The organism is Paenibacillus sp. CCS19 (assembly GCF_033239625.1).
Lineage (GTDB): Bacteria > Bacillota > Bacilli > Paenibacillales > Paenibacillaceae > Paenibacillus_T.
Map to the genome: position 1 here is coordinate 25318 of NZ_BTCK01000050.1, position 21327 is coordinate 46644.

Consider the following 21327-nt stretch of genomic DNA (forward strand, 5'->3'; position numbering starts at 1 on the left):
AAGCAGATATAAGTTTGGTTTCGCCCCATTTCGAAGCTACCCTCTATTTAATATAACTTGAACAGAGCCTGAGGCCGCCGCCTTAGGCTCTTACTCACACTATTGCAATGTCGCCACAGAAGCCGGCTTCCCTGCTTCCTTCCACACCGTGCTCGGCACCTCGCGCCGAAGCACCGGCGCAATGTCCTCCGCGAACCGCTGCATCTGCTCCTGCTGCTCGGCTTCGGTCAGCCCGTCCACGCTCAGCGACAGCACCTGATGGCCGAATGCCTGCTGGTAGTTCAATATTTTCTCAATGATCTGCTCCGCGCTGCCGACCAGACTCGGGCCACGTTCGATTACATCCTCCAGCGATGTAAAAGGAGACTTGTTGTGCTGCGCGGCAGCCGTCGCCTGATGAGCATCGTAATACGGACGGTATCGCCGAATGGCATCCTCCGTCGTATTGGCGATGTACAGGCTGCCGGCACCTGCACCGACAACGGCTTTGCTCGGATCGTGGCCATAATAGGCCAACCGCTCACGATAATGCTCGATGAGATCCTTGTATTTCGCCTGCGGGTGGAAGCTGTTCGAGGAGAAGATCGGTTCGCCATACTTGGCGGCAAGCTCCGTCGACCGCGTGCTCGAGGCGCTGCCGTGCCAGATCGGAATCGGCTGCTGCAGCGGTCTCGGCTGCGTCGTCACGCCTTTAAGCGGCGGCCGATAGCGGCCCTGCCAAGTGACATTTTCCTCCCGCCACAATCTTCTCAGCAGCTCATACCGCTCCTCCATTGAATCCCATTGCTCCTCCTCCGTGATGCCGAACAACGGATAATGGCGCGGATCATTCCCCTTGCCGATAATCATCTCCAGCCGTCCGCCGCTGAGATGGTCGAGCGTCGCATAATCCTCTGCCACCCGCACCGGATCTAGCACGCTAAGGACGGTTACAGTCGTTAACAGCCGGATGCGAGACGTCCTTGCAGCGATTGCTGTCAGCAGAATGGGCGGCGCAGAGGATAAGAACGGCTCGCCATGACGCTCACCGATCCCATAACCATCGAAGCCTAATCTCTCTGCCAGCTCCGCTTGCTTGATAATATTCTCGAACTTCTCGCTCGTTCCGAATTGCTCGCCCGTCACCGGGTTCTTCAAATTCATGACGAGAGAGAACCAGATAAATTTCATAAGCTTTCACTTCCTTTCGGAGTTCGGAATGAGGCCGCTGTCAGCCTTCTGCCCAGCAGCATTGCAATGGGTATAGCACAAGCAACGATGAAGCTGGACAGCAGGAATACGTCATGAATGCTATGAACATAAGCTTCCTTGTATGGCTGCTTCACTTGATGCACGGCCAGACGTGAGTAGAACAACGAGGTGCATATGCCAAGCGCCATCGCATTGAATACCTGACGCAGCCAATTCAGCATGGCCGAGGCATGACCAAGCCACTGATGCGGCACCGATGACATGCTCGCGTTCGTCGCCGGACTTATCGCAAGGCCCGTGCCTACATTGCGGATCGCCAGCCAGATGACAATTGCAATGAGACTCGTCCCCGCATGAATGCCGCTGAAGTAGTAGGTCGTAATGAACAAAATACAACCGCCTGCAATGATCAGCTTCGCCGGACCTACTCGGCTATACCAACGACCAGAAGCGAAAGTAGCGGCCGTGAGGCAGCCTGCCGCGGGCAGGAAGAGCAGGCCGATCTGGAATGGCGCGAGTCCCTTCATTTCCGATAGGAACAGCGGCAGGAAGTATACGACCGAATAGAGACCAAACGATAGAATGAGTGAGGAAGCCAGACTAAGCACGAATCTAGCATTGCGCAGCAGCCCGAGCTGCAGCAGCGGATGATCGCTTCGCAGCGCCTGCACAATAAAGATTGCGAAGCAGCCCGCTCCACCAAGCAGCGTGCTCCATGTAAGCGGACTCTGCCAGCCCCAGTGACTCATATTGCCGAACAACAGGAGCAGCAATAAGCTTCCGACTGTCGCAAGCACCAATCCGAGCCAATCCAGCTTGGCTTCGGCATTGCCCCGATCTTGGGGCAGCACGGCATAACCCACTACTCCAGCTGCAGCACCAACCGGTACTGTAACAAGGAAGATAAGATGCCAGTCGACGCTTTGCAGAAAGCCGCTGAGCGTAGGGCCGATCGTCGTGCCGAGCACCGTCGAGAACGACCAGACGCTGAGCGCGAACGCCTGCCGTTCCGGACGAATCGAGCGATAAATCAGGGCAAGCGATATCGGCGAGATCAGTCCGCAGAACAGCCCTTGTATAATTCGAAACGCGATAAGCGTCTGAACATTCCATGCCAATGCGCACAATATGGAGCTGACAGTTACGCCGCCGATCGCCAGCAAGAACAGCCGCTTGCAGCCGAATCGATCCATGGCGAAGCCGCTCACCGGCACGATAATGCCGCTGGCGAGCGTGAACCCCGTCAGCATCCACTGTACAATTCGAAGCTCTGTATCAAAGATATGGATAAAGCCCGGAAGCGAGACATTAAGCGATACAACGTGGTACATCCCTGCGAAGGAGCCGAGGAAGATCGCGATAAGCACCGGCCAGAACGGCGGGTAAGTTGCAGGCCTCTCTGATGGAATTAACGGCACACGTCTCATACGAGTGAATAATGGCACGCCACATAACGGTCATCATCTAAAGGCCGAAGCGCTGGCTGCTCCTCCTTGCAGCGTGCTGTAGCGAACGGACAGCGAGTATGGAACCGGCAGCCGCTCGGCGGATTGGAGGGGGATGGAATTTCGCCTTGCAGAAGCGGCGTATTGCGGCGCTCGCCTGGCGTTGGCTGGGGAATCGAGTCGATGAGCAGACGCGTGTAGGGATGGGCCGGACGCAGAAACAGCTCCTCGCTTGGTGCGATTTCGACCAGTTTGCCTAGATACATAACGCCGATACGATCTGAGATATGCCGCACGATTTGCAATCCATGCGCGATGAACAAATAGGTCAGACCCAGCTTCTGCTGCAGCTCCTGAAGCAGATTCACAACCTGCGCCTGCACCGATACGTCCAGCGCCGATACCGCCTCATCCGCAAGAATAAAGCTTGGATTGAGCGCTATTGCCCGGGCAATGCCGATCCGCTGACGTTGTCCCCCAGAGAATTCGTGCGGATACTTGTTCGCGCTGGAGGCATCAAGACCGACAAGCTGCAGCAGCTCCTCCACTCGTTCTCTGCTCTCAGCCGCACTCAGCACGCCATGCACCTTAAGCGGTTCGGCGATGCTGTCGCCGACTGTCCATCTTGGGCTTAACGAGCCGTACGGGTCCTGGAAAATAACCTGCATCTCCCGGCGCAGAGGTCTCAGCTTCGCGGCCGATAGAGAAGTCAGCTCGTTTCCTTGAAAATGAATCTGCCCCGATGTCGCCTGCTCCAGCTGCAGCAGTACACGGCCAAGCGTCGACTTCCCGCTCCCCGATTCGCCTACTAAACCAAACGTCTCGTTCCGTCGAATCGAGAAAGACACATCGTCGACCGCCCGAACATAGGAACGCGGAGCCGTTAAGCTTTTTCGTTTGAGCGGATAGTATTTATGTAGATTCACGGCCTCGAACAATATTTCAGGCGACGACAATGATCCCTGCTGCTCGTCTGCTGAATGAAATACGCTGCTAATCGTGGCCAGCACCGAGGTTGGCGCCTCGCGTGTGATCTCTGCTGGCTCCAGCCGCTCATTCCTCTTGCTCGCTGACGCCACGCGGGCTGCATCGTCAGCAACCGCCGAAGCAATCGCATCGATATGCCAGCAAGCCGCTTCTCTGCCTTCTTCCCCAGTCAGCGGCGGCGCCTCGACCCGGCAGCGATCGGTCGCATACTCGCAGCGAGGATGAAATAGGCAGCCGCTCGGCAGCGCGGCTAATGATGGAATCGAGCCCTTGATCGCGTACAGCCTGGATCCCCGAACACTATCCAGCGGCGCGGCCGATTGAAGCAGCCCCCTCGTGTAAGGGTGCAAGGGCTGCGCGAACAGCTCCTTCGTCGTTCCCTGCTCGACAATTTGTCCCGCGTACATCACGATTACGCGGTCGGCAATTTCAGCTGCAATGCCCAGATCATGCGTAATGAGCAGGATGGACATGCCGAACTCCTGTTTAAGCTCCTGCAGCAGCTGTAAAATTTGGGCTTGAATCGTCACATCCAGCGCGGTCGTCGGTTCGTCCGCAATGAGCAGCTCCGGCCCGCAGGAGAGCGCCATCGCGATCATCGCCCGCTGCAGCATCCCGCCTGACAATTCACCGGGATACTGCTTCATCCGAAGCTCCGGCTCGGGAATGCCGACCCGCTTCAGCAGCTGTACGCCTCTCTCCCAAGCCTCACGCTTGCCGGCTCGCTCATGGCGCACAATCGTCTCCGCGATTTGTTGACCGATCGTGAACACGGGATCGAAAGCCGCCATCGGCTCCTGGAATACCATGGCGACTCGCTTGCCCCGTATGCGCCGAAGCTCCGCTTCCGGCAGCTTCGCTACATCTTGACCCGACAGCAGCACACTGCCCGCGGTAATCTTGCCCTGCTCGTGCTCGATCAGCCGCATGATCGCTTTGGACGTGACCGTCTTTCCGCTGCCCGATTCGCCGACGAGACAGACGGTTTCCCCTGGCTGAATGGAGAAGGTTACATCCGTTATGGCCGTCAGCAAACCGTGCTTCGTCTGAAAATCAACGGACAACCTCTGAATATCCAGCAGCGCTACCATTAGGTCTCCTCCTTATCTGGATGCATTTTTCTTCGGATCCATATTGTCGCGCAGTCGATCTCCGATTACATTGACCGCAAGCACGAACAGCGTGATCGCAAGACCAGGGAACGTACAGATCCACCAAGCAACCGTCAAGTATCCGCGTCCTTGCGAGAGCAGCGTACCCCAGTCCGGAATTTCACGAAGTACGCCCAGACCTAAGAAGCTGAGTCCCGAACCTGTCAGAATCGCAGTGCCAACGCCGATCGTCGCCATGACAAGCAGCGGTGATAAAGCATTCGGCAGTACATGCTTCCAGAAGATATGAAATGGCGTCGCCCCGACCGACCGGGAAGCCGCAATGAATGTACGTCCTTTGATGCTAATAATCTGCGCCCGCATAATGCGCGCATAACCTGGTATCGTCGAAACAGCCACCGCCAGCACGATGTTGAACAGTCCTTTGCCAAGTGCGCCTGCTATCGCAAGTGCAAGCAGAATGCCGGGAATCGTCATCAGAATATCGTTGCAGCGCATCAGAACGCTGTCGATCCAGCCGCCTGCATAACCTGCAATCGCTCCGATCGCTCCGCCCGCCAGCCCTCCGACAAGGACGGAAGCGAAGCCGATGAAGAGCGAATCGCGGCTGCCGTAGACAACGACACTGAATATATCGCGGCCAAAATAGTCCGTACCGAACAAATGCGCACTGCTCGGAGCTTGCATAATGCTGTCCGTCAGCATCGCAGTCGGCGAATACGGCGCGATCAGCGAGGGCACAATCGCACAGGCGATGATGAACGCAATGACGATGCCCGCGCCAATCAGGAACGAATCAGCCGCCGCCAGTCGGCGCAGTCTGAATGGAACAAGTCGTCTTCTCCCTGCTCTGCGCCAGACCGTGCTGGCTGTTGCAGCTTCCCGCATGCTTTCCCCAACTCCCCTCTCCTTATGCCGAACGCCGTACTCTCGGATCAATGAACGTATACGACAGATCGACTAGCGTATTCACGATCACATAAACCAACGCAGAGAAGAAAATAACGCCCTGCACAACCGGAAGATCCTTCGCCATCAGGGCGTCGGCGATAATGCGCCCAATTCCTTGGCGCGAGAATACCGTCTCAATGACGACCGTCCCTGCCAACATCTCGCCCACCAGCATGCCGATCATTGTGATCGCAGGTATTAACGCATTGCGAAGCGCATGCTTATACATGACTGCCCGCTCGGTTAACCCTTTGGATCGCAGCGTCAGAATGAAATGCTCGTCAATAATGTCGAGCATGCTGCTCCTGACCATTCGAACAATGAATCCTGCTCCTACCGTGCCGAGCGTAATTGCCGGCAGCACAAGCGTCTTCCAGCCGTCCGAGCCCATGGCGGGAAACCAGCCGAGCTTCAAGCTAAGCAGCACGATAAGCAAAATGCCCGACCAGAAGGTTGGCATCGAGATGCCGAACAAGCCAACTACTCGGGCAACCAAGTCGATCGGACGATTGCGATGAATGGCTGACAGAACGCCGAGCACGAGGCCAATGCTGACCGCGACGAACGAGCTTGCCGCTGTCAGTGCCAGCGTAGCCGGGAAGCTGTCGAGAATCTTGCCCAACACCGACTCTGAATTCATGAGCGACTGGCCGAAATCTCCCTGCACCATATCGCCGAAATAACGTGCGAACTGGATGTAGAAGGGCTGATCGACGCCAAGCTGATGTCTCAGATTCGCCACCATCTCCGGCGTAGCGACCGACGGATCGATAATCGTATCCGTCGGGTCGCCTGGCAGCACGTACAGGATGGCGAACACTAGAATAAGTGATCCGATAATGACAAGCAGGGACGAGAACAGCCGTCTAGCAAGTACACCTGCCATCCTAGTTGACCTCCTAAAATGTTGTGTAAATAGCAAGCCGCTTCTGTGGCTTGTGGATGAAATAACATTGCGTCGAAAGCATCAGCTTCATGTTGTGTAAATAAGCAAGCTTACTTCTTAATCGAAGCTGAATTGAAGATCGGGTAGCCGAGCGTATCGAATACGATGCCTTCCACCGAACGATCCGCCGCTACGGTATAAGGGAACACGTAGATCGGCAGAATGACAGCCTGATCGATAATGGATTTCTGAATTTGTTTATAAATATCAGCGCGTTTCGTGTCATCCGCTTCTACGCGTCCCTGCTCCAGCAGCTTGTCGATCTCTGGGTCCGATAAGCGCGGAAGCGTCGGTCTAGCGTTCGGCGCAGCTGTATGATAGAACGAATACAGCGCATTCGGGTCGGAGTTCACTTGGCTGTTGCCATACAGATCGTAAGCGCCATTCGTGAATACAACCGTCCGAACATCCTTCGTAATTTCCACCTCGACCGCGATGCCGACCGCCTTCAGCTGCTGTTGAATGATGACGGCGATATCATTGCGTTTCTCCCGGTTCGGCGTACCGTCCACATAATGAATCGTCAGCTTTTTGCCGTCCTTCTCCCGAACGCCATCGGCGCCCTTCACCCAACCAAGCTCATCGAGCAGTGCATTCGCTTTCTCAAGATCGGGCTTAATGCTGTTCTCAAGCGACGGATCGTAGCCGAACGTTCCTGGCGTAAGCGGTGACCATGCACGGTCGTATGTGCCCAGGTATAGCGTCTTCACGATGCTGTCCACATCGACAGCCAATTGTACTGCCTGCCTTGCTTTCGCTTCATTCCAAGGCGGACGCTCCTGATTGAAGAACAAAGTATATGGCAGACCAACCGTATTCGCTTCTAGGATCTGCGTCTTCTTGTCGTCCTTAAGCGCAACGATATTCTGAGGCGGCACCGTCTCTGCTGCCAGTACCTGGCCGCTCTGCACGCTGCCGATGCGCGTCGCCTCTTCCGGAATGATTTTGAACGTAATGCCATCCAGATAGGGTGCGCCCTTATTGTCTACGGTCTCAGGTGCCCAGTTGTAGTCGGGGTTGCGTTCAACCTCAATGTCGGCGTTCTGATTCCACTTCACGAACTTGAACGGCCCGGAACCGACAGGATTCAACCCGAATTGATCGCCATACTTCTTCGCAGCTGTAGGCGATACAATACCTAGAAGCGCTTGACTCAAGTTGCCGAGGAACGCCCGTGACGGCGTGGACAAATTCAGTTTGATCGTATACTCATCAATAATTTCGGATGACTCGTAAGGCGCCAGCAGCGCGGCAGCATTCGCCGCTTTGGTCGCAGGATCGAGAATGCGATCGTAGTTGTATTTGACCGCTTCGGCGTTGAATGGCGTTCCGTCCTGGAACTTCACATCTTGGCGAAGCTTGAACGTATAGCTCTTGCCGTCCTCCGACACCGTCCATGACGTAGCAAGCCACGGCTTGATCGTATTATCGGGCAGTTGAACGACAAGCGAATCGTAAATCGTTCGGATAACGCGCACAGCCACTGCCAAGCCGCTGCGATGAGGATCGAGCGAATCAGGCGAAGTCGCTAGCGCGTAGGTCAGCTTTCCCCCTTGCGCCGCGGCAGCCCCCTCGGTCGTTTCTGCCTTCGCATCGGCAGGCTGCGCTGGGTCAGCAGCAGCGTTCGATTCCTTCTCTTTGCCAGAACCGCACGCTGCCAGCAGCAGGGCAAGAACGAGCAATACGGCGGCGGACTGAATGAGTGGTTTTCTTCTATTCATAGGAATGCTCCTTATCGGTTAGTTGACTGCAGCACCCGTCTGTTTACGGGCTGCCGCGTAGCGATTCTCTGGAACGGGAATGCCAAGATTGCCGCGAAGCGTATCTGCTTCATACTCCGTACGGTATACGCCGCGTTCTTGCAGGATCGGAACGACCAGATTGACGAAGTCATCCAGGCTGCCCGGATAACTCGACGCGATAATAAAGCCGTCCGCGCCTTCCTCCTCAAACCACTGCTGCACAAGATCTGCGACATGCTCCGGCGTACCGATGAATGCATTGCGAGGCGTCGCCGCCTGCAGCGCCACTTGACGCAGCGTCAGGTTCTGCTCCTTCGCACGCTGCTTAATGCGATCCGTCCCGCTGCGGAAGCTGTTTGCGCCAAGGTCGCCTACATCCGGGAACGGTGCATCCAGCTCGTATTGCGAGAAGTCATGATGCTCGAAGAAACGGCCCAGATAGTCCAGCGCGTTCTCGATTGTGACGAGGCTTGTGAGCTGCTCGTATTTCGCTTCCGCTTCTTCCTGCGTGGTGCCGATGATCGGTCCGATGCCTGGGAAAATAAGCGTATGATCCGGGTTGCGTCCTTCTTTCGCCACCCGCTCCTTCACATCGCGGTAGAAAGCTTGCGCTTCCTCCAGCGACTCGTGTCCGGTGAATACGGCATCCGCCGTCTTCGCCGCCAGATTGCGGCCGCTGTCCGACGAGCCCGCTTGGAAGATGACTGGCTGCCCTTGCTTCGAACGGGCAATATTCAGCGGCCCTTGCACGGAGAAGAACTCGCCTTTGTGATTCAGACGGTGCAGCTTCTCGGGATCGAAGAATACGCCGCTTTCTTTGTCGCGTACGAATGCGTCATCTTCCCATGAATCCCACAAGCCCTTCGCTACTTCGAGATATTCCTCTGCGATCCGGTACCGTTTGGAATGCTCAGGATGATCCTTGCCGCCGAAGTTGAGCGCACTGCCCTCCAGCGGAGAAGTAACAACGTTCCAGCCAGCGCGGCCTCCGCTAATATGGTCGATTGAAGAGAATTGACGCGATACCGTGAACGGCTCGCTGTACGACGTCGACAGCGTTCCGACCAGCCCAATTTTCTCCGTAACTGTCGCGAGCGCGGACAAGATCGTGATCGGTTCGAAGCGATTCAAGAAATGCGGAATCGATTTCTCCGTGATATACAAGCCGTCTGCAATGAATACCAAGTCAAACTTACCTTCCTCAGCCTTCTGTGCTTGCTGCTTGTAGAAGCCGATATTGACGCTCGCATCCGATGGCAGGTCGGGGTGTCTCCAACCCGATGTGCCTCCGCCTACGCCGTGAATGATTGCGCCTAATTTCAACGATCGTTTATTGGACTTGTTTGCCATGATTACGCACCTCTTTGATTAGATTTGGATGTATACGCATAAATCGAGTGAATTTTATATTCCCCTATGTGTTTAGTAGGAATTAACCTTGGGAATACTCTATCATCCCGATTTCGTCCACACAATGCATTATCAATCTCTTCTATTGATGGTTAGCGATCATCTATCGAACAAGCTTAAGTGTGTTTGCTGGCGGCTAACATTACACTGGCCAAGCTGTACGAGTGATTGCCGATTGGCCGCCGCCGTGCCGAACCAACCAGTTAGCGCACTTTTTTGTGCTCTAAACCCCGCCATCTTGCCGAACCAACCAGTTAGCGCACTTTTTTGTGCCTTAAACCCCACCGTCGTGCCGAACCAACCAGTTAGCGCACTTTTTTGTGCTCTAAACCCCGCCGTCGTGCCGCCACAACCAGTTAGCGCACTTTTTTGTGCTCTAAACCCCGCCGTCGTGCCGAACCAACCAGTTAGCGCACTTTTATTTGCGATAACTCATACGTTCGAGCATAGAGCCCGAACCCAAAAAGCACCAACGAGTTTCGGCATAGCCGAAGTCGTTGGTGCTTCATCGAACTGATTATTCGCCTGCCACAGCGAGGTGGACAAGCAGCTTTACCCCATGCGTCAGCACGGATTCGTCAAGATTGAAACGTGGCCGATGCAGCCCATCGGTGATGCCCTGCTCGGCATTGCCGCAGCCCAGCAGAATGAATGCGCCCGGTACACGATCGAGGTACCAGCCGAAGTCTTCGCCTGCAAGGCTCGGCGCATCCATCCGCAGCACACGGCTTCGTCCAACGACAGCCGTCCCGCTGCGAATGACCTCCTGCACCGCGTCTGCATCGTTGACGACGGCAATGCCTTCACGAAGGGCCAGCTCATAAGAGCCGCCATACGACAGCGATACCGCCTTGGCATGACGATGCAGCCCCTCCGTAATAGCCGTTACCGTCTCCTTGCTGAACGCGCGGAACGTTCCGGAGATTACGCTCCGCTCTGCGATCGCATTGATCACCGTTCCGGCCTGCACCGTGCCGAACGCGAGCACCGCGGATTCAGTCGGATCCACCCCATGAGACATCAAGCCATTGACCGCATGAATGTATGCCGCAGTCATCTGGATCGCGTCAACCGCGAGATGCGGCGTGCTGTGATGCCCGTTCTTCCCTTGCAGCGTCACGTGAAAATGCGACGAGGCCGCCATCGCATAACGCGGATGAATGCCGATCGTACCCGCAGCCAGCTCCGGCCATACATGCAGTGCGAAGCAACGGTCAACGCCGTCGAGAATGCCCGCCTCTATCATATCCCGCCCGCCGGACAGCAGCCGCCCATCCAGCGGACTGGGCAGCGCACCTTCCTCGGCAGGTTGGAAGACGAAGCGGATCTCGCCAGCGAAGCGGTCCCGATGAGCCGCAAGCGTCTTCGCCGCACCGAGCAGCATTGCTGTGTGCGCATCATGTCCGCAAGCGTGCATCACCCCGTCGGTAACGGAACGGTAGTCGATCTCATTCAGCTCATGGATCGGCAGCGCGTCCATGTCCGCGCGCAGCAATACCGTCCTGCCGCCTGGCAGACCGCCGCGCAATATGCCGACAACGCCTTTGCCGAAGTGAGGACCTACGCCGGATACAACATGCAATCCCCATTCTTCAAGAAGCTGAACGACAATGTCGGCCGTGCGATCTGTATCATACAGAAGCTCCGGATGCTGATGCAGATCCCGCCGAATCTCTACGAGTTCGTCATGAAGCGAGTCCGCGAATTCGAGCATGCTGCGAAGCGCCTCTGCTTCTTCCAGTTTTACGATCTCAATCGTCTCACGTAAGCTCAAGCTCACACCCGCTCTGCCGATTTCGCATACCGATTCGCCGGTATTTGCAGTCCCAGATTGCCTCGCAGCGTATCGCTCTCATACTCGTTGCGGAACAAACCGCGCGCTTGCAGAATCGGTACGACATGCTCGATGAAATCCTCAAGTCCGTGCGGAACCGAAGAGCCGACCATGAATCCGTCCGCGGCGCCTGCCTCGAACCAGTCTTGCACCTTGTCTGCCACTTGCTCCGGCGTTCCGATAAAGGATGGGCGAGGCGTGGCTACCGCCAGCGCGACTTGGCGAAGCGTCAAGCCCTTCTCCTTCGCAGTCGCCTTGATCCGATCTGTCGTGCTCTGGAAGCTGTTGCGTCCCAGATCGCCCAGATCAGGGAATGGCGCATCAAGCTCATATTGCGAGAAATCGTGATGCTCGAAGTAACGGCCAAGATAAAGCAGTGCATTCTCAGGCGATACGAGTTCGACGACCTCTTGATATTTGCGCTCAGCCTCTTCCTCTGTGCTGCCGATTACCGGACCGATACCCGGGAATACAAGAACCTCATCCGCATTTCGTCCAAAACCTGCCGCACGGCGCTTCACATCTTGATAGAACGCGATCGCATCTTCTACCGTTTCATGACCTGTGAAGATCGCATCCGCATGCTTCGCCGCGTAATCCTTGCCAACTTCCGAGGAGCCCGCTTGGAAAATAACCGGCTGCCCCTGCTTCGAACGAGCAATGTTCAGCGGCCCTTTGACCGAGAAGAACTCGCCTTCATGATTCAGCTCATGCAGCTTCGCTGGATCGAAGAATACGCCGGACGCCTTATCGCGTACGAATGCGTCATCCTCCCAGGAATCCCACAGGCCACGTGTTACCTCTAAATATTCCGTCGCAATCCGGTAGCGCTTGGCATGATCCGGATGCTCCTTCTTGCCGTAATTCAATGCGGAGCCTTCAAGCGGGGAAGTGACGATATTCCAGCCGGCGCGGCCGCCGCTGATAACATCGAGCGAGCCGAATTGGCGCGCGACCGTGAACGGCTCGCTATAGGACGTGGACAACGTGCCGACGAGTCCGATCTTTGAGCTGACCCCGGCAAGCGCGCTTAGAATCGTGAGCGGTTCGAAACGGTTCAAGAAGTGAGGAATCGATTTTTCATTGATATATAGACCGTCGGCGATAAATACGAGATCGAACTTGCTGCCTTCGGCTTTCTCCACCCAAGATTTGTACAGCTCGAAGTTTACGCTCGCATCGGATTGAATCTCCGGATGCCGCCACAAGGATGTACTGCTGCCGACGCCATGCAGCATCGCGCCAAGCTTCAATTGTTTACGTCGTGCCATTACACATTCCCTCCTTGCGCGGCTGCCGGTGCGATCGAGCACGAGGACGCAGCAGGAGGTGCGGATGATATCGAGCACGAGGATGCCGAAGAAGCGGACACGGACTGTGCAGCTTCAGAAGCCGCCGCAACGTCTTGATTCCGGTAAGCATTCTTAATGCGGTCGATCTGAGCGATATGGTGATGCACATGATTCGTGAACCCGCGAACGATATCGCGAACGCGAACCGTCTCGCCTTTGAAGTTCACGCCCGCCTTATCCCAGTCCTGCTCATTGAGCCGCGCGAACAGAAGCCCGTTGTACTGAATCAGCGACCAGAAGACAGCGAGAATGTCGTCCGCATTGCCATCGTTGGAGCGCTGCCCCGAAACCCACAGATCCTGATTGAAAGCAGGAAGCTGTGCCTTCGTATCGGCCAAAATATCACGAATTCGGAACGATACCACGATGTTATGATCGGCGAGATGAGCGAGCACCTCCGTAACGCTCCATTTGGCTTCCGTCTGCTTCCATTTCAGTTCTTCTTCGCTCAGCCCGGCAATTGCTTGCGTCAGCTGCAGATGCGTATCCAAGTACGCTTGAATGTTCACTTCGCTCATTTCGTTTCCCTCCAATTAGGTATGGCTTGCTGGCGATGCTGACGTCGTGAACCGTGCCAGCGAGAACGGACTGATATCCGCTGCATCTGGCTTCATTCCCTGCACGAGACCCGACAACAGCTCGCCAACAGCGCTCGAGAACTTAAATCCATGACCGGAGAAACCGCCGGCTATATAGACATGCGGGTGCTCCGGGTGATGATCAATAATAAAACCTTCGTCCGGCGTCAGCTCGTATTTGCATACAGCGCTCCGCAGCAATCTGCCCGCAGCAGAAGGCATGAACGCTTCGAGCGCAACACGGAGATCGCCTTCATCCTCGGCATATTCACCGAAGGGAGCCGCCGTCTCGCCAGGCTGCCAAGAAACGCCGCCATCGTGACGTCCAATCTTGAGGCCCGCTCCGCCGATGTTCGGGAAGCCATAGAAGCCTCCGTGCGATGACCCAAGGGTAAAACCGGGAAAACGGCCAGCATCGAAGGTTTCCCCCTTCGTCTCGAACCACCCGACAACCTTGCGGACGGAACGTATCGGAAGCTGTACGAACGGCGCAAGCGTGTTGAACCAAGCGCCCGCGCTTAGGATCGCGCTCCCTGCATGGTAGTCTCCTTGCGCCGTATGCACCGTTACGCTTTCCTCGCGAGCCGTGATGCCTTGTACCGGCGTATTCACGATCAGCTCCGCACCATGTGCCAGTGCGAGAGTTCGATATGCCGCAACGCACTGCTCACTATAGAGGTAGCCGGCGTTCGGCTCATACATGGCCTCGAATGGATCGGACAGCGTCAATCCCGCCCAGCGATGCCGGATTTCAGCGGCACTCAGCAGCTCTGTCACAACGCCAAGCTGCTCGGCATCACCCGCCCGGCCGCGATACGAATAGCGCTCAGGATCGGCTATATTTAGCACACCCGATCGTTCCAGCAGCTTCACGCCTGTAAGCTCTTCGGCTTCTTCCCATAACTGCTGCGCTCGGAGCGCCAGCTTAATGTAGGTCTCGCCTCCGCTATAGGCATGCCTGATGAGACGCGGCTCGCCATGGTGGCTTCCTTCGCGATGCGGCGGATCATAAGCATCGATCAGCAGCGTCCGCACCCCGCTGGCAGCAAGGTAATAGCCAGCGCTCATCCCCATCGAACCGGCGCCGACAACGATAACGTCGTAGACGGACTTGCCAGCGGCAGAAGCACTCATCCGCGCACCGCTCCTTCGTCGAAGTTGACGCCCGTCACAACACCGCCTGCAGCAGTGTTGACGAAGTGGGCCAGCGCTCGTACAGCGATACCAGCGAAGAAATCCGCTGCAATCGGCAGCGCGCGTTCGTCCAGATCAAACGCGGGATGATGCCATTCATGCGGCCCTTCGGTACCAAGGAAGACGAATACCCCTGGCACATGCTGCTGATACACAGCGAAATCCTCGCCCGCAAGCGAAGGAACGGGTACGACAGGAAGCAGTCCAAGCGCCTCTGCTTCCTTCCAAGCAAGCCCTGCCAGTTCCTCGTCATTGCTTACTGGCGGCGGACCTTCAATCCACCGAACGGAAGCGGTCGTCTCATAAGCAGCCGCGACGCCTGCTACTACTTGGTCGAACCGCCGCCGTACCCGGCGACGGACCGTCTCCTCGAACGTGCGTATCGTACCATCCAATACCGCCTTATCGGGAATGACGTTCCATGCCGTTCCGCTGTGCAGCTTCGTGACGCTTATGACCGCGTTCTCCAGTGGACTTACATTGCGGCTTACAACCGATTGCAGCGCCGTTACGATATGAGCGGACGTTACGATCGGATCGTTGCCAGCCTCCGGCACTGCGGCATGCGAGCCTTTGCCGGCAACCTCAACAACGAAGCCATCCGCCGCTGCCATAATGGGTCCACCCTTAATGCCGATCGTTCCGACGGGCAGATCCGGTTTATTGTGAAGTCCGAACACGGCGCTCACGCCCTCCAGCGCACCGCTCTCGACAACTTTGCGGGCGCCGGATGCTTTCTCCTCCGCAGGCTGGAACAAGAGCCGCACCGTTCCTTGCAGCTCGGCTTCCTTCGCCTTGAGCAAATACGCCGCGCCTAGGATCGAAGCCGTATGGAAATCGTGGCCGCAGGCATGCATCACGCCTGGAATAGTCGAAGCGAACGGAAGTCCAGTCTCCTCCTGAATCGGCAATGCATCGATATCTGCCCGCAGAGCAATAATGGGACCGCCGTTTAAGCCGCCAATCTCCGCAATAATGCCGGTGCGCAGCGGATAGCTGGCGATTCGTATGTCAGCTGCTTCAAGCCATTGCCGAATACGTACCGTCGTCTCGAACTCTTCATGCGACAGCTCCGGGTAGCGATGCAGCTCTCTGCGAATTTCACTCAGTCGGCTTGCCAGCGATGCTGCGCTGGGCAGCTCTTGTTCATTACTCATCCCTTCACCTTACCTCCAGTCTTGACGCCTAATCCTACGCCTTCACTTCTTCGAAAGCTTCGCTCAGCAGCTCGTAGGAGCGAACCCGTTGTTCGAAAGGCGCTATGTTCGTCGTAATAATGAACTCATCAATGCCTGCCGCCTCGTGAAGAGCGATCAGCTTATTGCGTACCGTCTCCTTAGATCCTGCAGTCACCTGAGCATCCTTCTCTTCGATCGTGTACGGCTGGCCGGATTGCTTGCCATAATTCTCCGCCTGCTCCACTGTTCCGAGCGTCACCTTGCGGCCATCGGCCAGATATACTTTCACTAGCTTATTGGGCGGTATCAGGTCAATCGCTTCCTGGTCCGTATCTGCCACGATGGCAGCCAGAGCCAAGATCGCGTGCGGCTGCGTGCCATGCTCGTAATTGAATGTATTGCGGTACTTCTTAATCGATTCGATCGCAGCATTCTCATCGCCGCCGATGAAGATGGAGAACACGTAAGGCAGTCCGAGATTGGCGGCAAGCTCCGCGCTGCTGTCCGACGCCCCGAGCAAATACAGCTCCGGCGCCGTCGCCGGAATCGGCGATGCTTTGAGGCCCGCAAGCGGATCGTTCTCAGGCAGCTTCAGCCCGCCGGCAACGTGACCTTGCAGCTCGATGATTTTGTCCGTCAGCGATTGCGGTTCGGACACGCCCTTCTGCAGCGCCTGCGTGCTGCGCGGCAAGCCGCCAGGAGCCCGGCCAACGCCCAAGTCCACGCGGCCTGGCGCCAGTGAAGCTAATACGTGGAAGTTTTCCGCAACTTTATACGGGCTGTAGTGCTGCAGCATAATGCCGCCCGAGCCGATGCGGATCCGATTCGTTTTGGCCAACAAATAAGAGATAAGCACCTCCGGCGATGAACCGGCTACATATTCCGAATCATGGTGTTCCGATACCCAGAATCGACGGAAGCCAAGCGCCTCCGCTTTCTGAGCCAGCGCCACCGTATGTGCGAACGTCTCCTCGGACGTCTCGCCAGGATAAACTGGACTTTGATCTAGAATGCTTATTGCAATCGTCATTGAGTTCCCTCCTTAAATCGAATAGCTGTATTCTGGCGAATAACGTTTCAGGAACTGCTTGGTCCGCTCTTCCTGCGGATTGCCGAACAGCTCGGTCGGCGTACCTTCCTCCACAATGACGCCGCCGTCCATGAACACGACATGATTGGCGACATCCTGCGCGAAGCTCATCTCATGCGTCACGATGATCATCGTAATGCCTTCCTTCGCGATGCGGCGAATGACCGCCAGCACCTCGCCGACCAGTTCAGGATCCAGTGCGGAAGTAGGCTCATCGAACAAAATCACTTCCGGCTCAAGCGCGAGCGCCCGAGCTATGCCGACACGCTGCTGCTGTCCGCCGGACAGCTGGCTTGGATAAGAATCCAGCTTCGCTCCGAGACCAACCTTCTCCAGCAGCTGGACACCCCGTTTGCGCGCCTCGTCTTTGCTCAACTTTTTGACAACGATGAGCCCTTCCATCACGTTCTCCAGCGCCGTCTTATGATTGAATAGGTTATACTGCTGGAACACCATCGCCGTGCGCTGACGCAGAGCGTGAATCTCCTTCTTGCCCGCATGCTTGAAGTCGAGCGAGTAATCGCTAATATGAATCGTGCCTTCGCTAGGCTTCTCGAGATAATTGATGCAGCGGAGCAGCGTCGTTTTGCCCGAGCCGCTCGGACCGAGAATGGCGACGACCTCGCCTTTCTCGACCGTCAGGTCGATGCCCTGAAGCACCTCCTGTCGGCCGAAAGATTTGCGAATACCACGCAGCTTGATCATGCTACCCCTCCTCGGTTGTACACGTTGATTTTCCGTTCGATGAATCCCGTAATGCGTTCGATTAACAGCGTCAGCCCCCAGAAAATAAGCGCCGCCGCCAAATATGCCTCGAAGAACTTCCAATTCGTCGATGCGACGATTTGCGCCTTCGCGTTCAGATCAACGACGGATACGGTAAAAGCAAGCGTCGAGCCATGCAGCATGCCGATCAGCGAGTTGGACAGGTTCGGCAATCCTGCGGCAAATGCTTGAGGAAACACGATCCGGCGCAGCGCCTGCGGCGTCGTCATCCCAACGGAATGCGCTGCCTCCATCTGCCCTCGATCAACCGCGAGCAGGCTCGAACGGACGACCTCCGACATATAAGCGCCGGCTGTAATCGAGAAAGATACGAAAGCGAAGCCGATCATCGGAATGCGCGCCGAGTTCCAGCCTAGGTCGAACTGCGAAGATAGACCATCGATAAGCATCGGCAGACTGAAATAAATGAGCAGCAAATGCGTCAGCATCGGCGTTCCACGAATGAATGTCACATAGCCCGAGGACAGCTGAGCAAGCACGGGGATTCGATAGATGCGCGCAAGCGCCGTTATCGTTCCGATAATGAGACCGCAGAAGACGGATACGAATGTAATCTCGAGCGTGACCGGAATTGCCGACAGCAGCTTAATGAACGCCGTCCAGATAAAAGAAGGATCAAGCTTCATAGCGCGGAACCTCCTTGTTATCCAGATTGAGTTCTCGCGTTAAGCGATTGAGCGGCGGAACGCGGCGGTGAAAGCCGAACCAGCTCCTTCTCGGTGCTGCATCGCGGCGCATATGACGCTGAAGCCTGCGTTCCACGACAAGCAGAATCCGCTCCAACACCATGCTGATAACCAAATAAATGATGGCAAGCGAAATATACGTTTCTAGAAAATGCTGCGACAGCGCGCCGAGAGACTGCGCTTTGCCCGTCATCTCCATCACGCCAAGCGTGAAGGCGAGCGACGTCTCCTTCAGCATCGCGATTACCAGATTGGAGAAGACAGGGACCGCTATAGCCAGCGCCTGCGGCATAATGATACGCGTGAATGCCTGGTACCCCGTCATACCGACCGCGTAGGCCGCCTCCACCTGTCCGCGATTGACGGCGGTAACCGCCGCACGAATCGTCTCGGACATGAAGGCGCCGGCGTTCAGCCCTAAGGTGAGAATGACGAAGTATAAGACCGGCACCTTCGTCACATCGATATAGATCAGCTTCAAGATTTCAGGCAAGCCATAATAGAACAGGAATAATTGAATCAGCACCGGCGTTCCTCGGAAGAAGGATACGTACACCTTCGACAATTGCTGGAGCACCGGCACATTGTACAGACGAGGCAGAGCCACGAGCAGACCGATGATCAGCCCCGTCGCAATGGCCCCCGCCACGATAAGCAGCGTCAGATCCAAGGTGCTCAGCAGCTTGGGTATATATTTGTACACGTAGGCGATATCAAAGCCATACTCCATCTTGCAGTCTCACCTCACATAAGTTCTGCTGTGCGACTACTTCGACGTGTCTGCCGTGAAGTCTCCGCCTAACCATTGCTCACTCAGCTTGCCGAGCGTACCGTCCGCTTTAATGTCCTTCAGCGCCCCGTCAATCGCATCCGACAGCTTCTTCGAATCCGGATCATCCTTACGGAACACGAACAGGATGTCGGCTTCGGACAACCCGTCGCCTACCGTCTTCAGCTTCGTTTGCGGATCGATCAGCGACAGCGTGAAGTCTGCGGCCAGCGTCGCATCTACACGACCGGACGTAATTTGCGCAACCGTATCGTTCGTTGTTCCGCTCTGATACACGATATCAATCTTTTTGTCATGATCTTTGTTGTAGTTCTCCAGAATTTGCGCTTCGGCGCTCGTTGCGCCGGTCAGCACCTTCTTGCCTGCAAGGTCGTCGAGCGTTTGGATCGAGTTGTTATCCTTCGCGACGACGATTTTGTTGCGCCAATGCGCATAAGGCTCGCTATTGAACAGGTACTTCTGTTCGCGCTCTGGGTTCTTCTCCATCTCATGTGCGACAAAATCGATCTTCTTCGTCTCGAGGCTCAGCAGCAGGTTCGAGAACTCCATCGTTTGCAGATCGAATTCGTATTCCGGCAGACGCTTATCAACTTCTCTTACAAGCTCAACGTCGAAGCCTGTCAGCTTGCCGTTCTCATCCAAGAAGCATACTTGCGGGAAGCCCGTACCTGTGCCTACAACGATCTTCGTTACTTTGCCAGAGGATGCAGCCGTCGTGTCTGCTGCAGCGGACGTGTTCTCGGCTTTGTCTTTCGTGCCGCAGCCTGCGGCCACCAATACGAGTGCTAGACTTGCGGTGATCAATAGTGGTTTCTTCAACTTGTTCATCGTTATAACCCCCAACGGTTTAATGGTTTATTGTTTTAATGGTGTTGCTTGTTTGCGGGTGTTGCTCGTTTGCTGCTGCTAGTTTCCTAGTTCTGATTACTGTTCTGTTCTGGTCTCTTGCAAAATGATCAGCCCGCGCTCACTTCGCCCAGCGCTTCTCTCGAAAGCGCGAATGCTTCCGGGTCTACCACTTTGCGCAGCAGATGCATCGTGCCGTCGCCGTTGCCAGGATCGAATGAGCGGATGCTCTCGTATCCTCTTCGCTGGTACATCGGCAGCAGCCAAGGATGCTTCTCTGCTGTTCCGAGCGTCACAGCCGCCGCACCGACTTTGTCGCGGATGATCGAGCTCTCCACCCAACCCAGCAGCTTGTCTCCGTAGCCTTTGCCCTGCTCGCTCGGATGAACGGCGAACCATTTGATGAATGGGAACTCGGTGATTGCTTTCACTTCATCCCCTTTGGACAATGTAATGGTCGCAACGATGCGGCCGTCCGCCTCCAGCACGTAACACTCATTGTCCGTGATGTTGTCCCGAATCTGGGACACATCCGCATTCGCCGCCGGCCAGTGCAGCCCCAGCTCTCGAATGAGCGAATACGCCTCGTAGATCACTTCATGGAGTCTCTCTGCATCTTCAACTCCTGCCTGCCTAAACCGTTCACTCATGCTTTCACCCCTCTAATTTAGCGAATCAAAATAATTCCTATAAACTTAGTGTGAATTAAGATGTTACTAATGTACCATCCGCCGTACATTCTCGCTAATAGACTTTCTCTATCGTTCAATTGATTGTTCGATTGCTGGTGGTACGAATGGCGTGCGAATGGAGGTGAGAAGGCGGATAACAAGGCATCAACGGGAAACGAGGAGCGGCAGCAGGTGATGCGCACGATTGCTGAAGATACTTAAGTGTGGTGGTAACTCACATGATGACCGTTGGAGACAATTAAGCGTGGTGGAGGTACATATAACCTCACACGATCCGACCGTTGGAGATAATTCACTTGTACAAGGTTACGCAGGGCTGTTCTCGCATTGCGGTAACAGCCCTACAGTAGAATGTTGGGCCGGCACGTTGGCGGGGAATAGGATACTTAAAAGTACGCTAACTCAATAGGTCCGCACGTTGGCGGAGTTTAGGATACTTAAAAGTACGCTAACTCAATAGATCCGCACATTGGCGGAGTTTAGGATACTTAAAAGTACGCTAACTCGATAGGTCCGC

18 protein-coding genes are annotated in these 21327 nt (G+C 55.7%); all 18 read right to left on the reverse strand.

Annotated features, from left to right (window positions below; all coding sequences use genetic code 11):
* Positions 1-99 precede the first annotated feature (99 nt).
* The 18 genes from SBI19_RS24910 to SBI19_RS24995 all read right to left on the reverse strand — a co-directional run bounded on the left by SBI19_RS24910 (position 100) and on the right by SBI19_RS24995 (position 20768).
* Positions 100-1170, reverse strand: a complete 1071-nt coding sequence (locus SBI19_RS24910; RefSeq protein ID WP_317972233.1) for an LLM class flavin-dependent oxidoreductase — start codon at positions 1168-1170, stop codon at positions 100-102.
* Entirely contained in the window at positions 1167-2609 is a 1443-nt protein-coding gene (locus tag SBI19_RS24915) for a DHA2 family efflux MFS transporter permease subunit (protein WP_317972234.1), read from the reverse strand. The genes SBI19_RS24910 and SBI19_RS24915 overlap by 4 nt, the downstream gene beginning before the upstream one ends.
* Positions 2610-2614: 5 nt before the next feature.
* Positions 2615-4714, reverse strand: a complete 2100-nt coding sequence (locus SBI19_RS24920) for an ABC transporter ATP-binding protein (protein ID WP_317972235.1) — start codon at positions 4712-4714, stop codon at positions 2615-2617.
* Between the two features lie 12 nt (positions 4715-4726).
* Entirely contained in the window at positions 4727-5623 is an 897-nt protein-coding gene (locus SBI19_RS24925; RefSeq protein ID WP_317972236.1) for an ABC transporter permease, read from the reverse strand.
* A gap of 22 nt (positions 5624-5645) precedes the next feature.
* Positions 5646-6572, reverse strand: a complete 927-nt coding sequence (locus tag SBI19_RS24930) for an ABC transporter permease (protein WP_317972237.1) — start codon at positions 6570-6572, stop codon at positions 5646-5648.
* A 110-nt stretch (positions 6573-6682) separates the two neighbouring features.
* Entirely contained in the window at positions 6683-8353 is a 1671-nt protein-coding gene (locus SBI19_RS24935; RefSeq protein ID WP_317972238.1) for an ABC transporter substrate-binding protein, read from the reverse strand.
* An 18-nt stretch (positions 8354-8371) separates the two neighbouring features.
* Entirely contained in the window at positions 8372-9724 is a 1353-nt protein-coding gene (locus SBI19_RS24940) for an LLM class flavin-dependent oxidoreductase (protein ID WP_317972239.1), read from the reverse strand.
* Between the two features lie 577 nt (positions 9725-10301).
* Positions 10302-11558 carry a M20 metallopeptidase family protein gene (locus tag SBI19_RS24945; protein WP_317972240.1) on the reverse strand — a complete coding sequence of 419 codons (1257 nt, stop codon included), beginning with the start codon at positions 11556-11558 and terminating at the stop codon, positions 10302-10304.
* Positions 11559-11560: 2 nt separating this feature from the next.
* Positions 11561-12889, reverse strand: coding sequence for an LLM class flavin-dependent oxidoreductase (locus tag SBI19_RS24950; RefSeq protein ID WP_317972241.1), 1329 nt, complete (start codon positions 12887-12889; stop codon positions 11561-11563).
* Positions 12889-13488, reverse strand: a complete 600-nt coding sequence (locus SBI19_RS24955) for a DinB family protein (RefSeq protein WP_317972242.1) — start codon at positions 13486-13488, stop codon at positions 12889-12891. The genes SBI19_RS24950 and SBI19_RS24955 overlap by 1 nt, the downstream gene beginning before the upstream one ends.
* A 15-nt stretch (positions 13489-13503) precedes the next feature.
* The gene (gene solA, locus SBI19_RS24960) at positions 13504-14682 is read right to left on the reverse strand and encodes an N-methyl-L-tryptophan oxidase (protein WP_317972243.1); all 1179 of its coding nucleotides are present in this window, start codon (positions 14680-14682) and stop codon (positions 13504-13506) included.
* Complete coding sequence (locus SBI19_RS24965; protein ID WP_317972244.1) at positions 14679-15899, reverse strand: amidohydrolase; 1221 nt, start codon at positions 15897-15899, stop codon at positions 14679-14681. Before SBI19_RS24965 ends, solA begins: the two co-directional genes overlap by 4 nt.
* 34 nt (positions 15900-15933) lie before the next feature.
* A complete protein-coding gene (locus SBI19_RS24970; RefSeq protein ID WP_317972245.1) occupies positions 15934-16950 on the reverse strand; it encodes an LLM class flavin-dependent oxidoreductase in 1017 nt (338 codons plus the stop codon).
* A 12-nt stretch (positions 16951-16962) separates the two neighbouring features.
* Entirely contained in the window at positions 16963-17715 is a 753-nt protein-coding gene (locus SBI19_RS24975; protein ID WP_317972246.1) for an amino acid ABC transporter ATP-binding protein, read from the reverse strand.
* Positions 17712-18422, reverse strand: a complete 711-nt coding sequence (locus tag SBI19_RS24980) for an amino acid ABC transporter permease (protein WP_317972247.1) — start codon at positions 18420-18422, stop codon at positions 17712-17714. The genes SBI19_RS24975 and SBI19_RS24980 overlap by 4 nt, the downstream gene beginning before the upstream one ends.
* A complete protein-coding gene (locus tag SBI19_RS24985) occupies positions 18412-19212 on the reverse strand; it encodes an amino acid ABC transporter permease (RefSeq protein ID WP_317972248.1) in 801 nt (266 codons plus the stop codon). Before SBI19_RS24985 ends, SBI19_RS24980 begins: the two co-directional genes overlap by 11 nt.
* A 36-nt stretch (positions 19213-19248) precedes the next feature.
* Positions 19249-20100 carry a transporter substrate-binding domain-containing protein gene (locus tag SBI19_RS24990; protein WP_483312334.1) on the reverse strand — a complete coding sequence of 284 codons (852 nt, stop codon included), beginning with the start codon at positions 20098-20100 and terminating at the stop codon, positions 19249-19251.
* Between the two features lie 128 nt (positions 20101-20228).
* Positions 20229-20768: a GNAT family N-acetyltransferase gene (locus tag SBI19_RS24995; protein ID WP_317972249.1), complete on the reverse strand. Its 540-nt coding sequence runs from the start codon at positions 20766-20768 to the stop codon at positions 20229-20231.
* Positions 20769-21327 lie beyond the last annotated feature (559 nt).